Raw genomic sequence first — 16207 nt, forward strand, 5'->3', positions numbered from 1 at the left:
ATGTCCTGGTAGATCAACGGTTTGGCTTTTCCGGTCCGGACGGATCACCAAGCTCGCGATCACCCAGCTGGACCCAACCGCAACCGAATCTCAGATGCCATCCTCCAAAACCTGTACCGCCGGACCGGAATGTGGCCGGGCCCGGATACGAGTCCGGAGGCGGACCGAGGGGAACTCGGAACCGCCTCCGGGAGAGGTGTGGATCAGTGCGAAATCAGCGGAGCAGCTGGCGGCTCATGACGACGCGCTGGATCTGGTTGGTGCCCTCGTAGATCTGGGTGATCTTGGCGTCGCGCATCATGCGCTCGACCGGGAAGTCGGTGGTGTAGCCGGCGCCGCCGAAGAGCTGGACGGCGTTGGTGGTGACCTCCATGGCCACGTCCGAGGCGAAGCACTTGGCGGCGGCGGAGATGAAGCCGAGGTTCTTTTCGCCGCGCTCGGCGCGGGCTGCCGAGGTGTAGACCATGAGGCGGGCGGCCTCGATCTTCATGGCCATGTCGGCCAGCATGAACTCGGTGTTCTGGAAGGACGCGATGGTCTTGCCGAACTGCTTGCGGTCCTTGGTGTATGCGATCGCGGCGTCCAGGGCGCCCTGGGCGATGCCGACGGCCTGCGCGCCGATGGTCGGGCGGGTGTGGTCGAGGGTCTGCAGGGCGGTCTTGAAACCGGTGCCGGGCTCGCCGACGATGCGATTGCCGGGGACCTTGCAGTTTTCGAAGTACAGCTCGGCGGTGGGGGAACCCTTGATGCCGAGCTTGTGCTCCAGCGGGCCGACCACGAAGCCCTCGTCGTCCTTGTGGACCAGGAACGAGGAGATGCCGTTGGCGCCCTTGTCCGGATCGGTGACGGCCATGACCGTGTACCAATCGGACTTGCCGCCGTTGGTGATCCAGCACTTGGAGCCGTTGATGATCCAGTCGTCGCCGTCCGCCTTGGCGCGGGTGCGCATGGAGGCGGCGTCCGAGCCGGCCTCACGCTCGGAGAGCGCGTAGGAGGCCATCTTGCCGGCGACGATGTCCGAGAGGACTTTGTGCTTGAGCTCCTCGGAACCATTCAGGATCAGGCCCATGGTGCCCAGCTTGTTCACGGCCGGGATCAGCGAGGAGGAACCGCAGACGCGCGCGACCTCTTCGATCACGATGCAGGTGGCGACCGAGTCGGCGCCCTGGCCGCCGTAGGTCTCCGGCACGTGCACGGCATTGAAGCCGGCCGCGTTGAGGGCGTTCAGCGCCTCCTGCGGGAAGCGGGCGTTGCCGTCCACGTCCTTCGCGTAGGGGGCGATCTCCTTCTCGGACAGGCCGCGGATGGCCTCGCGCAGCTCGTGGTGGAAGTCCTCGAGCTGGAACAGGTTGAAGTCGGGGTTGCCCGCCATGGGGTTCGTCTCCTGGTCGTCGGGGGGATCGCCGCTGGTTGTCCAGCATCTCCAACTGTGCGGCACTCAGTGCCATTCGAAGCCGAGTATACGCCGCGATATCGCGACCACATGCAGATATCTACCGGTCAATGCCTGGCACGCAGTGTCAGATTCGCCACTGCGGACACCTCACAGCGTATCGAGCCGACGCGTCAGAAGATCAGCGACCTGCCGGGACGGCATGCTCCGCGGAAACACCGCCACCACCAGCTCGTCCTCACCCCCGCGCGCCGCCCCCGTCCCCCGCGGAATGCCCGCCAGCGCCGACCGCAGATCCGCCGCCCCCGCATCCGACTCCCCGCGCACCATCCGCCGCAGCAGATAGTTGTGCGTAGCCGTCACCGCCGCCGTGAACTGCACCAACGCCAGATCCGACGCCCCCGGCAACCGGCTCCGCAGAAAATCCGTGAACAAACGCTCATACCGGAAAACCGTCACGATCTCCCGCTCCCGCAATGCCGGCACCTGCCGCACCACCCGATACCGGCGCGCCGCCAGCTCCCGCCACTGCGTGAACCGCTCGAACACCTCGACCACGGCCTCGCACACCGCATCCCACGGATCCCCCTGCGCCGCATCGAGGTACGCCCGAGCCTGCTGCAGTTGCGACTCGTGATCCGCGAAAACCACATCCTCCTTCGACCGGAACTGCCGGAAGAAGGTCCGCCGCGAAATCCCCGCCGCCTCCGCGATCTCGTCGACCGTCGTTGCCTCATAGCCTTTTTCGGCGAACAGGCGCAGCGCCTGATCCACCACGGTCAGACGACGGGCAGTCTCATTGAGGTCGTGAGGCATCCGCACACCGTAGCCCGGCCGCGCGGACCGATCGATCAGCTGTGGCCGAGTTGTTCCTCGTTGATGAGGTCTTCGAACTCCTCCTGGAGTTCCTTCATCTCGTCGGGGAAGACCCAGCGCTTCATGGCGTAGAAGCGGAAGGCCATCTGGAGCAGGTTGCCGATGATGAAGGCGCTGAAGAAGTCGGCGATGTTCTCGGTGGTGAAGCTGACATCGGGCTGGCGCAGGTCGAAGACGTAGCTGGAGACCCAGAGGGGCAGGCTGGCGAGGCCCACGCCGATACCGCTGACGATGAAGAAGAGGAGAGCCTCGTGGTGCTTCTCCCGGCCGCCGCGCTTGTCGAAGGTCCACTCGCGGTTCAGCACGTAGGAGGCGATGACCGCGATGGTGCCGGACATGATGCGGGCGATCGTCGGCTTGGTATCCATGACCGTCCATTTGAGGACGTAGAAGATCCCCAGGTCGATCACGAAAGTGGTGGCGCCGACAATCGCGAACTTGATCAGCTCGTAATGCCGGTCCGCGAGTTCCCGCGCGGGGTTGGGCAGGCGGTTGACCACCTTGTCGACAAATGACACGGATCGAGTCTACGTCTCTCGGAAACGCGGCGGGCACCCGCCGGGAGGGCCGGGGTGGGTGCCATGACAACATTGACCAGCGTGAGCGCCCGTTCCTTCGATTCCTCCGCGATGCCCACCGTCACCATGATCGGCGGCGGTCAGCTCGCGCGCATGACCCATCAGGCGGCCATCGCGCTGGGCCAGCGGCTGCGCGTGCTCGCCGAACGGCCGGACGACCCGGCCGCGCAGGTGACACCCGAGGTCGTGCTCGGCAGCCATGACGACCTGACCGCGCTGCGTAAGGCCGCGATCGGCTCGTACGCGCTGACCTTCGATCACGAGCACGTGCCGACCGAGCACCTGGAAGCGCTGATCGCCGAGGGCGTCAATGTGCAGCCGACGCCACAGGCCCTCATCTACGCCCAGGACAAGCTGCGCATGCGCCGCAAGCTCACCGAACTCGGCGTGCCGATCCCGGCGTTCGCGGAAGTGACTTCCGTCTCGGACGCGGTCACGTTCGGCGACGAGCACGGCTGGCCGTTCGTGCTGAAGGCCGTGCGCGGCGGCTACGACGGCCGCGGCGTGTGGATGCCCGCCGACGCCGCCGAGGCCACCGGCATCGTGGAAGACCAACTGGCGCACGGCGTTTCGCTCATGGCCGAGACCAAAGTGGATCTGAAGCGGGAACTTTCGGCCATGGTGGCGCGCTCGCCGTTCGGGCAGGCCGCCGCCTGGCCGGTGGTGGAGACCGTGCAGCGCAACGGCCAATGCGCCGTCGTCATCGCGCCCGCCCCCGATCTCGACGACGCGAAGGCCACCGAAGCCGAGGCGCTGGCCCTGCGGCTCGCCGCCGAACTGGGTGTCACCGGCGCAATGGCCGTGGAGCTCTTCGAGACTCACGCCGGCGACCTGCTGGTCAACGAGCTCGCCATGCGCCCGCACAACTCCGGCCACTGGGGCATGGACGGCGCCTGCACCGGCCAGTTCGAACAGCACCTGCGGGCCGTCCTCGACTACCCGCTGGGCAGCACCAAGCCGCTGGCGCCGGTCACCGTCATGACCAACATCCTGGGTGCGGCCGAGGCCCCCGAAATGTCCATGGACGAGCGCCTGCATCACCTCGCCGCCCGCATCCCCGAGGCGAAGGTGCACCTGTACGGCAAGGGCGAACGCCCCGACCGCAAGATCGGGCACATCAATATCCTCGGCGACGAGGTCGCCGCCACACGCGAGCTGGCCGAGCGCGCGGCGCACTGGATGTCGCACGCCGTATGGACCGACGGATGGGATCCGCATCATGACTGACACCCCCACAGCCCAGGTCGGCCTCATCATGGGCAGCGACTCCGACTGGCCCACCATGGTCGCCGCCGCGGAAGCCCTGGCGGAGTTCGGCGTTCGCTTCGAGGTCGGCGTGGTCTCCGCGCACCGCACCCCCCAGCGCATGCTCGACTACGCGAAAGACGCCGCGGGCCGCGGCATCCAGGTCATCATCGCCGGCGCGGGCGGCGCCGCCCACCTCCCCGGCATGGTCGCCTCGGCCACCCCCCTCCCCGTCATCGGCGTCCCTGTCCCCCTGAAGTTCCTGGACGGCATGGACTCCCTGCTCTCCATCGTCCAGATGCCCGCCGGCGTCCCGGTAGCCACCGTCTCCATCGGCGGCGCCCGCAACGCCGGCCTCCTGGCAGTCCGCATCCTCGCCGCCGCCGACCCCGAACTCCGCTCCCGCATGGAGCAATTCCAGGCCGACCTGGAAAAGCTCGTCCTCGAAAAGGACCAGGCCCTCCGCACCCAGCTCCTGGGCTGAGTACCAGAGCCCTATCGGTGCGAGATACCGATCAATTGACGGGTCCGTTACGCAGTATGGCGACCGACTCGACCAATCCTGCCCGTTCGAGGGCTTCTAGCACATCCTCTGTGGATTCGGGCGGATTGGTGCGGGAGTCGGCGATCTGCTGCACGCAGGCCCAGACCACTCGGTCGTCGAGCGCTATCTGGTCGAGGACAAAGTCATCGGGGCTCTTGGCTTCGATGCTCCAGGCTCTCAAGGCTTCTGCCGGAAAGTCGGCCAGGTTCGAGGTAACGATGACCTGTGCGCCAGCCTTGATAGCGGCAGCAAGAACATGCCGGTCATCGGGGTCAGGCAACTTCAAGCCTTCGATCAGTGGTTCGTAGCCTTCGACCACACAGTCGGGCACCGCATCGATCATCAGTTGCCGCAACCGCGTAAGTTTGTTCGCCGAGATGTCCGTTCGTTTCTTCGCGAGGTTGGACAAGGTCTCGTCGAGGATCCGGTGAGTCCATTTCGCTTGTACGAGACCCGATCTCGCGAGACGAATCATCATGTCGCGCAGGGTGTTGCCGTACAGCACATTCGCGTCGTACATCACCACGAAGGTCATGTCAGATTCCGAGCTCCTGGCCGAGTCTGGACAGTTCGTCGGCCGCGGTCCTGCTCTTGGCCTCACTGCGCTGGTGATAGGTCTTGAGATCGTCGTAGCGGATGCGGCGGTGTGTTCCGACGAGGCGGAAGGGTATGGCGCCGGACTCCAATAGGCCGATTACATATGGACGCGAGACGTTCAACATGTCAGCGGCTTGTTGGGTGGTCAGTTCGGCGTTCGACGGGACGATCGCGACGCCACGCCCTTCTGCGGCCTGGGCCAGAATGAACGCCACCATGCTCACCACGGCACGGGGCAGTACCAGCGCCTCTTCGTCGCCGACCTCACCGGTGACAGGAATGACTTCCTCGTCCGGGTGATGCATCAGGTAGTCCTTGATCCGGTGCATCGCGCGGGAGGCGATCTCGGAGTCGATCGCGCCTGGTTCGACGCGCTTTACGGCGTTCATACCGCTCATGGGGACCTCCTACACTCAATCGCAGTATACGAAACAAACGCAATAAACGAAGAGACTTGCTTCTTTCCGGGTGGATCCGGGCGTGTCAGTCGGAGAGAGGTCCGGGCGATTGCCACGCGGGTCTGTCGGCTCGGTCGATCGGTGGGGGACTGTGCCACGCAGGTGGCGGTGGTGGATCGGGTGTCGGCCGGCGACTTTTCAGCGTGTCGTGGTGCCGCGCCATACGGTGAGGTGAATTCGTTTGAGTTGCTGAAGGTTTGCGGTGGGGTTTGGTTCGCCGCCGATGTGCGGTGTGGGGGTTCGCCGGGGGTTGTGTTGACGGATTCTCGCGGTAAATCGGGGGTTTAAGGGGTGTTGGTGTGGGAATGCCGGGGGCACTATGGACCCATGGCCGGAGTCGAAATCAACGACACATTCGTTCGGCGCACCCTGGCCGACGGGCGGGTGGAAGAGGTCGCGTGGACGGAGCTGGCGGAGGTCCGGTTGATCACCACGGCGGACGGTCCGTTCGCCGATGACGTGTTCTTCGTCTTGATCGGCGCGACGGGGAAGGGTTGTGTGGTGCCGCATTCGGCGGCCGATACCGCGTTCCTGTCGAAGTTGCAGCGGCTACCCGGATTCGACAACGAGAAGGTGCTGGAGGCGATGCTGACCGTCGCCGACCGGCAGTTCCTGGTGTGGCGCCGGCCGCTTCCGCGCCAGCGCCTCAACTAGGGCGCGAACTATCCGACCAGGTCGGCGTATTCGGGGTTCGCCGCAATGTACTTCTCGACATACCAGCAGGTCGGAATGATCGAGAAGCCTTGTGCGCGGGAGTCGTTCAGCGCGAATTCGACGACCTGCGCCGCCACGCCGCGTCCCCGGAACTCGGGGAAGGTGAGGGTGTGCTGGATGTCGCGGATCTTCCTGTCGCCCTCGACACGCTCCGCGTAGTCGGCGTAGCCCGCCAGGGTGTCGTCGAGGTAGATCTCGTAGCGGGTGGCGTCGATATTGTGTTCCAGCCTGGTACTGCTCATGTCGGGTGGAAACTCCCTCGGGACGGTGATTGTTCCGGCAGTCGGTCAGAGCACGGCTCCGGGATTGAGTATCCCGTGCGGATCCAGCGCGTCCTTGATCCGGCGCGTGAGCGTCATCACGTCCGGCCCGAGCTGATCGGGCAGCCACGCCTTCTTGAGCCGACCGACGCCGTGCTCCCCGGTGATGGTGCCGCCCAGCCCGATCGCGAGATCCATGATCTCGCCGAAGGCCAGATGCGCCCGCTCGGATTCGTCCGGGTCGTTCGGGTCGTGCACGATGAGCGGGTGGGTGTTGCCGTCCCCCGCGTGCGCGATGACGGAGATGAGCACGTCCCGATGCCGCGCGATCTCCGCGATCCCGTCCACGAGGTCACCGAGCCGCGGCAACGGCACCCCGACATCCTCCAGCAGCAGCGGCCCCTTGCGCTCCACCGCGGGAATGGCGAATCGCCGTGCCGCGCAGAAGGCTTCGCCCTCGTCCGGATCGTCGGTGCGGAAAGCCTCTGTCGCCCCGGCCTTCTCGCAGGCCGCGAGCATGATGTCGGCCTCGTGCCCCGCGAACTTGCCGGGCGCGTCGGACCGGGCCACCAGTAGCCCGGCCGCGTTCCGATCGAGCCCCATCCGCAGTTCGTCCTCGACGGCATTGATGGCGACCGAGTCCATGAATTCCAGCATGGAGGGCCGCAATTCGCCGGTGATGGCCAGGATGGCCGAGGTAGCGGCACTCAGTGTCGGGAACGTGGCGACGACGGTCGACTGCGGCGGCTGCGCGGGCAGCAGCCGCAGCGTGAGCTCGGTGATGATCCCGAGCGTGCCTTCACTGCCGACGAACAGTTTGGTCAGCGAGAGCCCCGCGGAATCCTTGAGCCGCGGCCCGCCCAGCCGCGCCACGGTCCCGTCGGCGAGCACGACTTCCATCCCGAGCACGTAATCGGTTGTGACACCGTATTTCACACAGCACAGCCCGCCCGCATTGGTGGCGGCGTTCCCGCCGATGGAGCAGATCTCGAACGACGACGGATCCGGCGGATACCAAAGCCCTTGTTCGGCAACGGCCCGTTTGACTTCGGCGTTCAACAGCCCGGGTTGCGTCACCGCCGTGCGTGTCACCGTGTCGACGCTGATCTCCCGCATCTTCTCGGTGCTGAGTAGAAGCGCCCCGTTCTGTGCGGTGGCCCCGCCGGACAATCCGGTCCCGGCCCCGCGCGGCACGATCGGCACCCGATGCTCATGCGCCCATCGGACGGTTGCCGCGACCTGTTCGGTGGTCGTCGGCCGGACCAGTGCGAGTGCGGTTCCCGCGTCCGGATCCAATGCCCGGTCCTGGCGATAGGCCGCAAGAATGTCGGGATCGGTGACCACCGTGCCTGCCGGAAGCAGCTCACGCAGGGTGTCGAGATCGACGGGGGACTTCGGGGGGTTCGGGGGCGTAGCCCCTGAGAGCGCCGAGAGTTGGTTCGGGTCCACTCTCCGAAAGTAGCCGAATGGGGTGTGACATCCCGCGGATGTCACACCCCTATTCTCCGGTTTTCAGTTGCTGCGAGCCGCCCGCGGCAGGGCCAGCGCCGCCGTCAGGACGACCGCCAGTACCGCGACGCCGCCGATGGCAGCCATCTCCATGGCGCGCACGTACCCGCCGGTGCTGTGGTTGTTGCCCAGCGCGGTGAAGAAGATCACGCCGAGAACCGTTGCGCCGATGGCGTTTCCGAACTGCTGCGAGGTGGTGAGCACCCCGGCCGCCATGCCGGCCTGCTTGGCGGGGATGCCCGACGACATGACCGCCCCGACCACCGAGGGAATGGTCAGCCCGTTGCCGGTGCCGACGATCATCATGCCGGGGATGAGGGCGAGCGCGGTGACGTCGTGTCCCATGGTGATCAGCACGGTGAGGGTGATGCCCAGTCCGACGAGGCTGGTGGCGGTGCCGACCACCATCACCCGGTTGCCGATCCGCCGCGCCACCCGGGGTGCGAGGAAGAACGAGGCGCTCGCGAAGCACACGCCGAGCGGTGCGAAGGCGAGTCCGGCCCGCAGCGGCGACAGTCCGAGTCCGTTCTGCAGCATGAGGGTCAGGCACAGCATGAATCCGGCGAAGAAGGTCAGGTATCCGCCCGCGATGACCAGTCCGAGGCTGAAGCCGCGCTCGCTCACCATCTCGGTGTCGAGAATCGGTTCACCGCCGTGGTTCCGCAGCCGGGCCTCGTAGCGCAGGGTGAGCACGAGTACCGGGATCGACGCCAGCATGCTGATCCAGGTCCACGCCGGCCAGCCTTCCGGCCGCCCGAGGGTGATGGGCACCAGCAGGAGGGCGAGCGCCGCCGAGATGCCGAGCGCGCCAATGGGATCCAGCTTGGGCCGGTGGGTCTGCTCGTGCTTGGGCAGCCACCGGAAGGCGAGCAGCGCCGCGGCGAGTCCGATGGGCACATTGATGTAGAAGATGCTCCGCCAGCCCCAGCCGAAGAGGTCGAGGTCGAGCAGCACGCCGCCCAGTACCTGTCCCGAGACGGCGCCGATGCCGATGGTGGCGCCGAATGCGGCCATGGCGCGGGGCCGTTCGTGCGGCGGGAAGAGGGTGTTGATGAGGGCCAGCATCTGCGGCACCATCAGCGCCGCGGTGCCGCCTTGCAGGATGCGGAATCCGACGAGGGCCCAGGCGTTGGGTGCGAGGCCGCACAGCAGCGAGGCGGCGGTGAAGGCGAGCATGCCGATGACGAACAGTCGCCGGTGTCCGTGCAGGTCGCCGAGGCGCCCGCCGGTGATGAGCCCGCTGGCGTAGGCGAATCCGTAGCCGCCGACGATGAGTTCGAGTGCGGCTTCGCCGGCGTGCAGATCGTGCTGCAGCGACGAAGCGGCCACATTGACGACGAACCAGTCGAACATGGCCATGAACATGGCGGTGAGGATGACCGGCAGGACGCGCCACCGGGCGGCGAATTCCGTTCCGCCGAGCGCCGGAACCGTTGCGGCGGTCCTGTTTTCGAGAATGGTCACGACAGTCTCCCGTTGGGGAAGCAGGGGTGGGAGGGGTGGCGCTTCATTGCGCCGGAGGCCTTGCGGGTTGTAACTAACCGGTTGGTTGAAGAATTCCATCCGCATCCCCGCCTTGTCAACCAATTAGTTGGTTACCATCGAGGGCATGGCTGCTACCAGGGATCCGGAGGCTACGAAGGCCCGCATCTTCGAGGCCGCGACGGCCGAGTTCGCCCAATACGGCATCGCGGGCGCCCGCATGGACCGCATCGCACGCAATGCCAAGGCCAACAAACAGCTCATCTACGCCTACTTCGGTGACAAGGAAACCCTGTTCAAACAGGTCCTGGAGGAGACGATGCTGCAGGTCGCGGCCTCGGTCACCACCGATATCGAGGACCTGGACACCTGGATCGACCAGCACATCGACTATCAGCGCAACCATCCGGAACTGCTGCGCCTGCAGATGTGGGAGGCCCTGGAACTGGGCACCGCCAATGCCTGCTCGACCGAACTGCGCTGCGGCCGCTACCAGGAGAAGCGCGAGAAGATCGGCGTGGCGCAGGACAAGGGCCTGCTGCGGCAGGACATGCCGGCCGGTCAGGCGCTGATGCTGCTCACCAGCGTCATCAACTATCCGGTGGCCTTGCCGCAGGTCGCGCGCTTCGTGCTCGGCGCGGACGCGGATCCGGAGGAGGTGCGCGCCTGGACCAAGGACGCCATCCGCCGCATCGTCGCCCCGCCGCAGCCGGCCGACCCGGCCCCACCCGAGACCGAGGCCTGACACCCGCGCGGCGCCCCGCCGCCCGCGCAGTACACTGCCGCGGTGCCCGATCCCAAGCTAGAGATTCAAATGCTGCACGACCGCGTCATGGTCAGGCTCAACCAGGATGCGGGCGAACGGCGCAGCAGCGGCGGCATTCTGATTCCGGCCACCGCGCAGGTCGCCAAGCGCCTGTCCTGGGGTGAGGTGTGCGGCGTGGGTTCGCATGTCCGCGCGGTGCAGGTGGGCGATCAGGTGCTGTTCAGCGCCGAGGACCAGTACGAGGTCGAGATCCAGGCGCAGGCGTATTACGTACTGCGCGAACGTGATCTGCACGCGGTGGCCAACGAGCGCTCCGAGCACGGCACCGGCCTGTACCTGTAATCGCCGAGCTGTCGTGAACGCCACGGCACGTCAACCGTTGAGCTGTCTGCGTGATGCCGGCAGTCCGTTGATCGCCGAGCTGCCGTCGTAATGCCGACGGCCCGTGCCCCTTTCGGGCGCACGGGCCGTTCCCGTGTGGTAGTCCGCCGGGTCGGGATCGCCGGCCGTGGTCAGACCGTCTTGATGGTGCCGCCGTCGATGACGACGTCCGCGCCGTTGATGTTCCCGGCGCGTTCGGAGGCCAGGAATGCCACCAGCGCGGCCACTTCGGCGGGTTCGCTGATGCGCCCGGAGGCGATGCCGAACTGCCCGGGCATGGCCGCCACGAACTGCTCCTGCGTAATGCCGTTGGCGGCGGCCAGTTTCGCCCCGATATTGTCGTCGGACAGCCAGATCGCCGTGGCCACCGGCCCGGGTGCGACGGTGTTCGCCCGCACGCCCTGCGGCCCGAACTCCTCGCTGACCCGCTTGCTGAAGGCGGTGAGCGCGGCCTTGGCCTCGCTGTAGCCGGCGGGTCCGACCGCGGGCACACGGGAGTTGATCGAGGAGACCGTCACGATGGCGCCGCGCCGCTCGATGATGCTGGGCAGTGCCGCGCGGGTGGTGGTGACGACGCCGAACAGGTTGAGGTCGAACAGGTTCCGCCACTGCTCGTCGGGAATGTCGAGCACGCCGCCGAGAACGAGGTCGTGCGCATCGCCGCCGCCGACATTGTTGACCAGGATGTCGATCCCGCCGAGTTCGGCGAGCGCTCCCTCGACGGCGGCACGGGCGCCTTCGCTGGTACTGAGATCAGCGGAAATGGTTGCGGCCGCGACTTTTTCGAGCTCAGGAGTGATGGTGCGGGCCACGCCGACGACGCGAACGCCTTCCTCGGCGAGTGCTTCGGCGACGGCGAGCCCGATGCCGCGGCTGGCGCCGGTGACGAGGGCGGTCTTGCCGTGCAGTCCGAGATCCATGATGCTGCCTTTCTTGAACTTAAGGTCAAAAACTGGGGTAGAAGAAAAGGCCGCAGGTAGCGGCCCAGAATTCAGAGTGCGGCGAGTGCGGTGTCGATGATCCGGTACAACACCGCGGCGTCGCTGGACTTGGCCAGCACCCGCATGCCCTGGATGGTGTTGAGCACGAATTCGGCGAAGGCGCGTGGATCGGTCCCGTCCCGCACGTCGCCGTCCCGTAATCCTTGTTCGATGCGTTCGGCGAACGCATCGGCCATGTGCCCGTTGGCGATCTGGACGGCGCGCGTGGCCTCCGCGTCGAACGCCGCGAGTTCCAATGCCGTATTGGCGATCAGGCAGCCGCGTTTGACCGGTTCGGTCTGGTCGGAATCCACCGTGAACCGCATCCATGCCTGTAATCGTTCGCGCGTGCTTCCCGGCTGCGCGAGCGTGTCCCGGCACAGGGCGACGCCGATCCGGTCGTATTCCGCGAGTACCAGCTCGAACAGTTCCCGCTTGCTGCCGAAGGTGTTGTACAGACTGCCTTTTCCGACTCCCATCGCCTCGGCGAGTTGCGCGGGGGAGGTGCCGGCGTAGCCATGGGTCCAGAACGTCTCCATCGCCCGCTCGACGGCGGTGCCGGTGTCGAAGTTGCGTGGCCTGCCCATATGGCAACCGTACAAGTTCTGTACCTGTAGGTCAAGAATGAGTGGAAAGAACCGGCCCGCACCCCTGGGCACGGGCCGATTCTTTTGTCCAGCAGCTGCTTACAGCGCCTTCAGTTCCTCGGTGACCGCACCGACGGACTTCTTGGCGTCGCCGAACAGCATGGAGGTGTGGTCGGCGTAGAACAGCGGGTTGTCGATGCCGGCGAAGCCGGAGTTCATCGACCGCTTGAGCACGATGACCGACCGGGCCTGGTCGACGTTCAGCACCGGCATGCCGTAGATCGGCGAGGACGCGTCCTCGCGGGCGGCCGGGTTGGTGACGTCGTTGGCGCCGATGACCAGGGCGACATCGGTCCGCGCGAATTCGCCGTTGATGTCGTCCATTTCCTTCATGGCGTCATAGGACACCTCGGCCTCGGCCAGCAGCACGTTCATGTGCCCGGGCATGCGACCGGCGACCGGGTGGATGGCGTACTTGACCTCGACGCCCTTGGCCTCGAGCAGCGCCGCCATCTCCTTGACCGCGTGCTGGGCCTGCGCGACGGCCATGCCGTAGCCGGGCACCACGATGACCTGGTTGGCGTAGGCCATCTGGATCGCGGCGTCGGCGGCGGAGGTGGCCTTGGCCTGCTTCTGCTCGCCGTCGCCGGAGGCGCCGGGAGCCGTTCCGCCGCCACCGAATCCGCCCGCGACGATGGCGGGGATGGACCGGTTCATGGCCTTGGCCATCAGGTTGGTCAGAATCGTGCCGGACGCGCCGACGATCATGCCCGCCACGATCATGGCGGTGTTGTTGAGCGCGAGACCCGCTGCGGCGGCGGACAAACCGGTGAGCGCGTTGAGCAGCGAGATGACGACCGGCATATCGGCGCCACCGATGGGCAGCACCACCATGAGGCCGAGCACGCCTGCCAGCACCAGCAGCGCGATCATCCAGTACTGCGGCACACCGCCGTTCATGGCGCCGATCCCGATGACCACGGCCGCGGCGACCGCGCCGGCGAACAGCAGCAGGTTCAGCGGCTGCTGCAGCTTGCCCAGGGTGATCGGCTTGCCGGGCAGGATCTCCTGCAGCTTGCCGAAGGCGATGACCGAGCCCCAGAAGGAGATCGAGCCGATGATCGCCGCGAACAGCGAGGCGATCGTGATGTGCACGGTCGGGGATTCCCCGTGGGTGAACTTCGAGAACCCGGTGGTCTCATCGAATTCCGCCCAGGCGATGAGCGCCACGGTGCCACCGCCGACGCCGTTGAACGCGGCGACGAGCTGCGGCATGGCCGTCATCTTGGTGAACTTCGCGGGCGGCACGCCCAGCAGCACACCGACGACGAGGCCGGCGACGATGAGGATCCAGTTGTTGGTGTTCCGGATGGAGATGAGCGTCGCGATGACGGCGATCACCATGCCGGTGGCCGCGATCCAGTTGCCGCGCACCGCGGTCTTGGGCCCGGTGAGGCCCATCAGACCGTAGATGAACAGTGCGAAGGCGAGGATGTAGAGAACGTTGACCAGATTGTCCATCGGTTACTCGCCCGCCTTCACAGTGCTCTTCTCCTGCGCGGCAGGCTTCTTGGCCTTGAACATGCCGAGCATGCGGTCGGTGACGACGAAACCGCCGATGACGTTCAGGGTTCCGAACACCACCGCGACGAACAGGATGATCTGCATGAGCACGGACGGGTGCTCGACCTTGCCGAACACGACCAGCGCGCCGAGCACCACGATGCCGTGAATGGCGTTGGTGCCGGACATGAGTGGGGTGTGCAGGGTGTTGGGCACCTTGGAGATGACGGCGAAGCCGACGAATCCGGACAGCACCAGGATCGCGATGTTCGCGAGGAGTTGGGTGTACATCAGGCCTTCACCTCGGGTTCGGTGCCACTTTTCTCGCTCGGCTCAGCGGCGCTTTTCTCGCTCGGTTCAGCGGCGCTTTTCTCGCTCGGCTCGGTCTTGTCCCGCGTCACGCAGGAGTCCGCCAGCACCTGATCCTCGAAATCGGGTGCCAGCGCACCGTCTTTCAGCATGAGTTCGAGCAGGGCCGAGATGTTCTTGGAGTACAGCTCGGAGGCGTGTTCCGGCATGGTCGCGGGTAGGTTCAGTGGCGAGGCGATGGTGACCCCGTGGCGCACAATGGTTTTGCCGGGTTCGGTGAGCTCGCAGTTGCCGCCGGTCTCACCGGCCATGTCCACGATCACGGAACCGGGCTTCATGCCCTCCACGGCGGCGGCCGTGACGAGCCGCGGCGCGGGCCGTCCGGGCACCAGCGCGGTGGTGATGACCACGTCGAACCCCTTGATGGCGTTCTCCAGGGCCTGCTGCTGCTGGGCGCGTTCGTCTTCGGTGAGTTCGCGGGCGTACCCGCCTTCACCGGCGGCGTCGATGCCCAGGTCCAGCCACTGCGCGCCGACCGAGCGCACCTGGTCGGCGACCTCGGGGCGGACGTCGTAGCCGGTGGTGCGCCCGCCGAGCCGCTTGGCGGTGGCGAGGGCCTGCAGGCCGGCGACGCCGACGCCGAGGACCAGCACGGTGGCGGGTTTCACGGTGCCGGCGGCGGTGGTGAGCATGGGGAAGAAGCGGGTGGATTCGGAGGCGGCCAGGAGCACGGCCTTGTAGCCGGCGACGTTCGCCTGGGAGGAGAGCGCGTCCATGACCTGGGCGCGGGAGATGCGCGGAATCGCTTCCACCGCAAAGGCTTGCACGCCCGCGGTCTTCAGCGCGCCGATCTTGGTGTCGGCATTGCGCGGGGCGAGGAAGCCGATCAGCGTCTGCCCGGCGGACAGTTTGGCGATTTCGGCATCATTGGGCGGGGCCACCTTGACCACGACGTCGGCGCTCCACGGATCGCCGATGGTCGCGCCCGCGTCGGTGTAGGCCTCGTCGGGAATCAATGCACCCAGACCGGCACCGGCCTCGACGATCACTTCCACGCCCTGCTTCAACAGGGAGGGAATGATCTTCGGCACCAATGCGACACGTCGTTCGTCCGCGTTGGTCTCGCGAACCACGCCGACGCGCGCACCGCGGGGCGCAGCCGTCTGTGCGCTCTGCGTTGTGTCCACTTGTCAAACTTCCTTCTCGTGGTGAGCCCAGGCCACCCTGTTGCCATGATGGGCCGTGTCACCGGTCCAACGGTGGGCCGAACTTACTTTTGGGTAAGTTCGTGAGAATTCTCGCAACTGTACCCGGTTCGCGGTGAGCGTAGCGGAGACAGGTATCACATGGTGTGGCGAGAAATCCGGACAACTCCATGCTCGGCGGCACTCTTATCGGCGACAAGTACGAACGATCGAGTGGGCTACCTACCGGTGGGTGAGTGCCCAGTTGAGGCGGCCGATGCGTGCGCCGGGGGTGTCGCGCATCACCTTTACACCGTAACCTCTGCCCTGTGAGTGGCTGTATCTTCTGCGAGATCGTGGCGGGCCGCGCGCCCGCGACCAAGATCTACGAGGACGACACCCTGTTGGCGTTCCTGGACGTCCGGCCCATCACCAGGGGACACACCCTGGTCATCCCCAAACAGCACGCGAGCGATCTCGACGAACTCGATCCCGCGCTCGCCGCCCACGTCTTCGCGTTCGGGCACCGGCTCGCCAAGGCCGTGCGCCGTGGCGACCTCGGCGCCGACGCGGCCAACCTGCTGCTCAACGACGGCAAGGCCGCCTTCCAGACCGTGCATCACGTACACCTGCACGTCATCCCGCGGCATCGCGGCGACACCCTGATCTTCGCCAAAGGTTTCGTGCTGCGCCGGCCACACGACCGGGAATCCACCGCGGCCGCACTGCGCGCCGGCCTGGACCGCCTCGCCGCCGAAGACAAAGCCGTCTGAAATCGAAG

The 16207-nt window shown here is 66.4% G+C and carries 19 protein-coding genes; 6 read left to right on the forward strand and 13 right to left on the reverse strand.

The features are described 5' to 3' along the window. Nucleotides 1-214: 214 nt before the first annotated feature. The 3 genes from ACH438_RS19230 to ACH438_RS19240 form a co-directional block, all read right to left on the reverse strand. Nucleotides 215-1372: an acyl-CoA dehydrogenase gene (locus ACH438_RS19230; protein WP_397006935.1), complete on the reverse strand. Its 1158-nt coding sequence runs from the start codon at nt 1370-1372 to the stop codon at nt 215-217. 171 nt (nt 1373-1543) lie between these two features. Further along, nucleotides 1544-2209: a TetR family transcriptional regulator gene (locus ACH438_RS19235; RefSeq protein WP_397006937.1), complete on the reverse strand. Its 666-nt coding sequence runs from the start codon at nt 2207-2209 to the stop codon at nt 1544-1546. Between the two features lie 35 nt (nt 2210-2244). Next, nucleotides 2245-2787 (reverse strand): GtrA family protein, encoded by a 543-nt coding sequence (locus tag ACH438_RS19240; protein ID WP_397006939.1) that lies wholly within the window; start codon nt 2785-2787, stop codon nt 2245-2247. A gap of 63 nt (nt 2788-2850) precedes the next feature. Between ACH438_RS19240 and ACH438_RS19245 the strand changes: the two genes are divergently transcribed. Beyond that, nucleotides 2851-4074, forward strand: coding sequence for a 5-(carboxyamino)imidazole ribonucleotide synthase (locus tag ACH438_RS19245; RefSeq protein ID WP_397006941.1), 1224 nt, complete (start codon nt 2851-2853; stop codon nt 4072-4074). Then, nucleotides 4067-4576, forward strand: coding sequence for a 5-(carboxyamino)imidazole ribonucleotide mutase (gene purE, locus ACH438_RS19250; protein WP_397006943.1), 510 nt, complete (start codon nt 4067-4069; stop codon nt 4574-4576). The genes ACH438_RS19245 and purE overlap by 8 nt, the downstream gene beginning before the upstream one ends. Before the next feature lie 31 nt (nt 4577-4607). Here purE and ACH438_RS19255 read toward each other — a convergent pair whose 3' ends face one another. Together ACH438_RS19255 and ACH438_RS19260 are read right to left on the reverse strand one after the other, a co-directional pair. Then, nucleotides 4608-5171, reverse strand: a complete 564-nt coding sequence (locus tag ACH438_RS19255) for a PIN domain-containing protein (protein ID WP_397006945.1) — start codon at nt 5169-5171, stop codon at nt 4608-4610. Between the two features lies 1 nt (nt 5172). After that, nucleotides 5173-5631, reverse strand: a complete 459-nt coding sequence (locus tag ACH438_RS19260; protein ID WP_397006947.1) for an excisionase family DNA-binding protein — start codon at nt 5629-5631, stop codon at nt 5173-5175. A 387-nt stretch (nt 5632-6018) separates the two neighbouring features. On the opposite strand from ACH438_RS19260, the gene ACH438_RS19265 reads away from it, so the two are divergent. Further along, nucleotides 6019-6345 carry a hypothetical protein gene (locus ACH438_RS19265; RefSeq protein WP_397006949.1) on the forward strand — a complete coding sequence of 109 codons (327 nt, stop codon included), beginning with the start codon at nt 6019-6021 and terminating at the stop codon, nt 6343-6345. A gap of 8 nt (nt 6346-6353) precedes the next feature. Here ACH438_RS19265 and ACH438_RS19270 read toward each other — a convergent pair whose 3' ends face one another. The 3 genes from ACH438_RS19270 to ACH438_RS19280 all read right to left on the reverse strand — a co-directional run bounded on the left by ACH438_RS19270 (nt 6354) and on the right by ACH438_RS19280 (nt 9638). Next, nucleotides 6354-6647 (reverse strand): GNAT family N-acetyltransferase, encoded by a 294-nt coding sequence (locus ACH438_RS19270; RefSeq protein ID WP_397006951.1) that lies wholly within the window; start codon nt 6645-6647, stop codon nt 6354-6356. A gap of 45 nt (nt 6648-6692) precedes the next feature. Next, the gene (locus ACH438_RS19275; protein WP_397007143.1) at nt 6693-8036 is read right to left on the reverse strand and encodes an FAD-binding oxidoreductase; all 1344 of its coding nucleotides are present in this window, start codon (nt 8034-8036) and stop codon (nt 6693-6695) included. Nucleotides 8037-8177: 141 nt separating this feature from the next. Then, nucleotides 8178-9638 carry an MFS transporter gene (locus tag ACH438_RS19280; RefSeq protein ID WP_397006953.1) on the reverse strand — a complete coding sequence of 487 codons (1461 nt, stop codon included), beginning with the start codon at nt 9636-9638 and terminating at the stop codon, nt 8178-8180. Nucleotides 9639-9783: 145 nt separating this feature from the next. On the opposite strand from ACH438_RS19280, the gene ACH438_RS19285 reads away from it, so the two are divergent. Beyond that, nucleotides 9784-10401, forward strand: coding sequence for a TetR family transcriptional regulator (locus ACH438_RS19285; protein ID WP_397006955.1), 618 nt, complete (start codon nt 9784-9786; stop codon nt 10399-10401). A gap of 42 nt (nt 10402-10443) precedes the next feature. Continuing rightward, nucleotides 10444-10764 carry a GroES family chaperonin gene (locus ACH438_RS19290; RefSeq protein ID WP_397006957.1) on the forward strand — a complete coding sequence of 107 codons (321 nt, stop codon included), beginning with the start codon at nt 10444-10446 and terminating at the stop codon, nt 10762-10764. Between the two features lie 170 nt (nt 10765-10934). Here ACH438_RS19290 and ACH438_RS19295 read toward each other — a convergent pair whose 3' ends face one another. The 5 genes from ACH438_RS19295 to ACH438_RS19315 all read right to left on the reverse strand — a co-directional run bounded on the left by ACH438_RS19295 (nt 10935) and on the right by ACH438_RS19315 (nt 15429). Beyond that, nucleotides 10935-11723 (reverse strand): SDR family oxidoreductase, encoded by a 789-nt coding sequence (locus ACH438_RS19295; protein WP_397006959.1) that lies wholly within the window; start codon nt 11721-11723, stop codon nt 10935-10937. Between the two features lie 71 nt (nt 11724-11794). Further along, entirely contained in the window at nt 11795-12370 is a 576-nt protein-coding gene (locus tag ACH438_RS19300; protein WP_397006961.1) for a TetR/AcrR family transcriptional regulator, read from the reverse strand. A gap of 99 nt (nt 12371-12469) precedes the next feature. Then, nucleotides 12470-13891 (reverse strand): NAD(P)(+) transhydrogenase (Re/Si-specific) subunit beta, encoded by a 1422-nt coding sequence (locus ACH438_RS19305; RefSeq protein ID WP_397006963.1) that lies wholly within the window; start codon nt 13889-13891, stop codon nt 12470-12472. A gap of 3 nt (nt 13892-13894) precedes the next feature. Further along, nucleotides 13895-14224 (reverse strand): NAD(P) transhydrogenase subunit alpha, encoded by a 330-nt coding sequence (locus tag ACH438_RS19310; RefSeq protein ID WP_397006965.1) that lies wholly within the window; start codon nt 14222-14224, stop codon nt 13895-13897. Continuing rightward, nucleotides 14224-15429 (reverse strand): Re/Si-specific NAD(P)(+) transhydrogenase subunit alpha, encoded by a 1206-nt coding sequence (locus ACH438_RS19315; RefSeq protein ID WP_397006967.1) that lies wholly within the window; start codon nt 15427-15429, stop codon nt 14224-14226. Before ACH438_RS19315 ends, ACH438_RS19310 begins: the two co-directional genes overlap by 1 nt. Before the next feature lie 326 nt (nt 15430-15755). On the opposite strand from ACH438_RS19315, the gene ACH438_RS19320 reads away from it, so the two are divergent. Then, nucleotides 15756-16199 carry an HIT family protein gene (locus ACH438_RS19320; protein ID WP_397006969.1) on the forward strand — a complete coding sequence of 148 codons (444 nt, stop codon included), beginning with the start codon at nt 15756-15758 and terminating at the stop codon, nt 16197-16199. Nucleotides 16200-16207 lie beyond the last annotated feature (8 nt).

Source organism: Nocardia sp. NPDC020380 (assembly GCF_044386975.1).
Classification (GTDB): domain Bacteria; phylum Actinomycetota; class Actinomycetes; order Mycobacteriales; family Mycobacteriaceae; genus Nocardia.